Origin of the sequence: Streptomyces sp. WELS2, assembly GCF_013870595.1 — a bacterium.
GTDB lineage: Bacteria > Actinomycetota > Actinomycetes > Streptomycetales > Streptomycetaceae > Streptomyces.
This window is the reverse complement of the sequence record NZ_JACBWZ010000679.1, coordinates 1-3,430: the sequence shown is the minus strand read 5'-3', so window position 1 is coordinate 3,430 and position 3,430 is coordinate 1. Positions and strand designations below refer to the sequence as shown.

Annotated in this window: 3 protein-coding genes and 1 pseudogene; 3 read left to right on the top strand and 1 reads right to left on the bottom strand. The window is 73.9% G+C overall.

Annotation, left to right across the window (positions count from 1 at the left end; translation table 11 throughout):
* Window positions 1–2 precede the first annotated feature (2 nt).
* Window positions 3–374: an ATP-binding protein gene (locus H5J33_RS28000; protein WP_309485507.1), complete on the bottom strand. Its 372-nt coding sequence runs from the start codon at window positions 372–374 to the stop codon at window positions 3–5.
* 249 nt (window positions 375–623) lie between these two features.
* Between H5J33_RS28000 and H5J33_RS27995 the strand changes: the two genes are divergently transcribed.
* The 3 genes and pseudogenes from H5J33_RS27995 to H5J33_RS27985 all read left to right on the top strand — a co-directional run.
* Window positions 624–1,391, top strand: a complete 768-nt coding sequence (locus H5J33_RS27995) for an IclR family transcriptional regulator (protein WP_181797622.1) — start codon at window positions 624–626, stop codon at window positions 1,389–1,391.
* Between the two features lie 44 nt (window positions 1,392–1,435).
* On the top strand, window positions 1,436–2,950 hold the full coding sequence (gene glpK, locus H5J33_RS27990) for a glycerol kinase GlpK (RefSeq protein WP_181797621.1): 1,515 nt from the start codon (window positions 1,436–1,438) through the stop codon (window positions 2,948–2,950).
* Window positions 2,951–3,170: 220 nt separating this feature from the next.
* A pseudogene (locus H5J33_RS27985) lies at window positions 3,171–3,430 on the top strand (ATP-dependent DNA ligase); the annotation flags it as partial.

Here is a 3,430-nt window from a genome sequence, read left to right as displayed (position 1 = left end):
ACTCAGGCCGCGACGAGCTCGGCCCAGCGGGTGACCCGTCCGGGGCGGACCCGTATGCCGTGGCGGGTCGCCAGGGCGTGGACGATCGCCTCTCCCCGGCCGTGCTCGTCCGGGTCGATCCCGGCGCGGGTCGCCCCCACGGCGGGGTCGGGCCCGGCGTCGGTGACCTCGACGCGCAGGGTGGCGGGGTGATCGCCGCGCAGCCAGGACAGCCGGAGTTCGGCCGGCGGCCGGGCGTGCACGACGGCGTTGGTGACCAGCTCCGACACCACGAGCAGCGAGTCCTCGACGATCTCCGGGGACACGTTCCACTCGGCGAGGAGCGCCGCCGCCCGTCGGCGGACGGCGGAGACGGCTCCGGCGACGGGCGGCACCGGACACACGTGTTCATGTGCCGCCCGAAGCAGGGTATTGAGCTGGGCCACCATGTTCTCTCCCGATGTGCTGCCGGTCTCGCGCGCTTGTCTCGGCGTCTTCCGGACCTCAGAGCACCGTAGGGAGACAAATCGGGCGGGTCAATGAACGTGGGTCGGCATTACCGAACGCCTGCGCCGCGCCCCGCCCACGGCCTCCCCCCTTCGCCCCGCGGGGCGAAGCCTTCCCGGCGGTAATAGGCTCGCCTCATGGCCGGACCGGTCCAGTCGATCGAGCGGGCGGCGGCGATCCTGCGGCTGCTCGCCGGCGGGCCCCGCCGACTCGGACTCGGCGAGGTGGCGGCCTCGCTCGGGCTGGCGAAGGGCACCGCCCACGGCATCCTGCGCACGCTCCAGCACGTGGACTTCGTGGAGCAGGACACGGCGACCGGGAAGTACCAGCTCGGGGCCGCCCTGCTGCACCTGGGCACCAGCTACCTGGACGTCAACGAACTGCGCTCACGCTCCCTGAACTGGGCCGACGCCCTGGCCGCCCGCAGCGGGGAGGCGGTGCGTCTGGGCACCCCGCTGGAGGGCAGGGTCCTGGTCGTCCACCATGTGTTCCGGCCGGACGACAGCTTCCAGACCCTGGACGTGGGCGCGCTGCTGCCGCTGCACGCCTCCTCGCTCGGCAAGGTGCTGCTGGCCTTCGGCACGGCGACGGTCGAACCGGACCGGGGGCCGGGGCTCGAGGCGTACACCCGGCACACGCTGGTCGAGCCCGGGAAGCTCGCCCGGGCACTCGCCGCGGTCCGGGAGGCCGGCTGGGCGGCCGAGGTCCAGGAGATGAGCATGGGAGAGGCCGGGATCGCCGCGCCGATCCGGGGGCACGGCGGGCTCGTCGTGGGCGCCATCGGGCTGTCCGGGCCGGTGGAGCGGATCTGCGACGGCCAGGGCCGGCCCCGCCCCGCGCTGACCGGCCTCCTCCGCGAGGCCGCCCGGGCGATCTCCCGAGACCTGGGAGCCGCCCGCTGGTAGGCCCGGACGGCCGCCCGCAGATCCGTCGGAAGGCAGACCCGATCATGGCTGAACGGTATGTGATGTCGGTCGATCAGGGCACCAACTCGACCCGCTGCATCCTCTTCGACCACCGGGGGCGGCTGGTGTCGGTCGCGCAGCGGGAGCACCGGCAGCACTTCCCGCGGCCCGGCTGGGTGGAACACGACGCCGTCGAGATCTGGCAGAACCTGCGCCGGGTGGTGCCCGAGGCACTGTCCGCCGCCGGCGTCGACAAGGCGCGGGTCGCCGCGATCGGACTGGCCAACCAGCGCGAGACGACCGTGCTGTGGGACCGGCGGACCGGCGCCCCGCTGGGCCGGGCCGTCGTCTGGCAGGACACCCGTACCGCGCCGCTGGTCGAGGACCTGCTGCGCGACCCCGGCGAGGCGTTCTTCCTCGAGCGGTGCGCCCTGCCGCCCTCCACCTATTTCTCGGCGCTGCGGCTCCGCTGGCTGTTCGACCACGTCAAGGACGTCGAGCGGCGCGCCCGGGACGGCGAGGTGCTGTTCGGGACGATGGAGAGCTGGCTGCTGTGGAACCTCACCGGGGGCGCCGACGGCGGCCTGCACCTCACCGACGTCACCAACGCCGGCCGCACGATGCTGATGAACATCCACACGCTCGCCTGGGACGACGAACTGCTCGACTTCTTCGGCGTGCCCCGCCCGATGCTGCCCGAGATCCGCCCTTCCGCCGAGCGGTACGGCGAGACGCGCGCGCTGCTGCCCGGCATCCCCCTGACCGCCGCCCTCGGCGACCAGCAGGCCGCGCTGTTCGGCCAGACCTGCTTCTCCCCCGGCGAGGCCAAGTGCACCTACGGCACCGGGGGCTTCCTGCTGCTCAACACCGGCGAGGAGGTCGTACGGTCCCGGCACGGGCTGCTGACGACCGTCGCCTACAAGATCGGGGACCAGCCCCCGGCCTACGCCCTGGAGGGGTCGATCGCGGTCACCGGCGCGCTCGTCCAGTGGTTCCGCGACCGCCTGGGCCTGATCGGCAGCGCCCCGGAGATAGAGACCCTCGCGCGTACGGTGGAGGACAACGGCGGCTGCTACATCGTCCCCGCCTTCTCGGGCCTGTTCGCGCCGCACTGGCGCAGCGACGCGCGCGGGGTCATCGTCGGCCTCACCTCGTACATCACCAAGGGGCACCTGGCGCGGGCGGTGCTGGAGGCCACGGGCTGGCAGACCCGGGAGGTCGTCGACGCGATGAACGCCGACTTCCCGGTCCCCCTGCCGCAGCTCAAGGTGGACGGCGGCATGACCTCGGACAACCTGCTCATGCAGTTCGTGGCCGATGTGCTCGACGTGCCCGTGGTGCGGCCCATGGTCGCCGAGACGGTCTCCCTCGGTGCCGCCTACGCGGCCGGGCTCGCCGCCGGCTACTGGCCCGGCCTGGAGGTGCTGCGCCGCAACTGGCACCGGGCCGCGCAGTGGCTGCCCGGCATGGACCCCGAGCGGCGGGAGACGGAGTACGTCAACTGGAAGCGGGCCGTCGAACGGTCCCTGGGCTGGGCCGCACCACCGCGCACCCGCTGACCCGGCCGGCACGCGTCACTCCGGGAAGTCCCCTTGCCCCGGGGAGCTCCCCGGGGCCGGCCACGGTCCCACGATCGCGCCGGTTTCGGCATCGGCACTCGGAACGCCCCGGTCCGACCCACTCCCCCGCACTCGCAAGCCGCGGGCCCGTTCAGGGGAACCGTGGGGGAAAGGGGCGTGAGCGGGGCGGGGGCGGTCGAGGTGTTCTGCCGTGACCGCCGTGCCACTGCCGCTCATCGCGCCGATGCTCGCCACCCCCGGCAGCCTGCCGCCTCCCGCCCAGGACCGGCGGTGGGCGTACGAGACGAAGCAGGACGGCCAGCGGGTGGTGGTGTACCTGCCCGGCGACGGCAGCGTGCTGCTGCGCGCCCGCTCCGGCGAGGACATCACCGCGGCCTACCCCGAACTGCGGCCGCTGGGCGCCGCCCTGGGCCCCACGCCCGCCGTGCTGGACGGCGAGGTGCTGGCCCTGGACGAGCG

Excerpts from the sequence above, each read along its gene's own strand:
- H5J33_RS27995 (WP_181797622.1), top strand. The coding sequence starts at position 624 with ATGGCCGGACCGGTCCAGTCGATCGAGCGGGCGGCGGCGATCCTGCGG.
- glpK (WP_181797621.1), top strand. The coding sequence starts at position 1,436 with ATGGCTGAACGGTATGTGATGTCGGTCGATCAGGGCACCAACTCGACC.